This is a genomic window from Wolbachia endosymbiont of Tuta absoluta, from assembly GCF_059414725.1.
Genome location: NZ_JBNRJY010000635.1, coordinates 1 through 338 on the forward strand (window position 1 = coordinate 1; position 338 = coordinate 338).

A 338-nucleotide genomic window follows, 5' to 3' on the forward strand; every position below is an offset into this window, starting at 1 on the left:
ACCCAAACTATGGAAGTCAGGATAATACAATAGTATAAAGAGGAAAAGAAAACAACAACAATATGTAGGTAGTCAAAATTCTAACTTACCACAACGATAGCGTAGAGCATGCCAATGCTGAAACCAGCGAGGACATCGCTCCAGTGATGCTTGTAGTCAGAGACTCTGGTCATGACGGTGTACCAGGCGAACATGATCGATCCTGTGTTATTTCAACATCTGTTTTGGTTTTTTGGTCATCCAGAAGTTTACATAATTATTTTTCCTGCATTTGGTATCATCAGTCAGATTGTGTCAACTTTTTCTCATAGGCCAGTATTTGGTTATATGGGAATGGT

At 39.1% G+C, this 338-nt stretch carries 2 protein-coding genes; one reads left to right on the forward strand and one right to left on the reverse strand.

Annotation, left to right across the window (positions count from 1 at the left end):
* Nucleotides 1-80: 80 nt before the first annotated feature.
* Nucleotides 81-194 carry a phosphatase PAP2 family protein gene (locus ACJ5GX_RS06950; RefSeq protein WP_495292838.1) on the reverse strand — a complete coding sequence of 38 codons (114 nt, stop codon included), beginning with the start codon at nucleotides 192-194 and terminating at the stop codon, nucleotides 81-83.
* Between ACJ5GX_RS06950 and ACJ5GX_RS06955 the strand changes: the two genes are divergently transcribed.
* Nucleotides 178-338 (forward strand): cbb3-type cytochrome c oxidase subunit I (locus tag ACJ5GX_RS06955; RefSeq protein WP_495292839.1); only part of this gene is annotated, 161 nt, incomplete at its 3' end. The two genes, ACJ5GX_RS06950 and ACJ5GX_RS06955, sit on opposite strands and share 17 nt — an antisense overlap.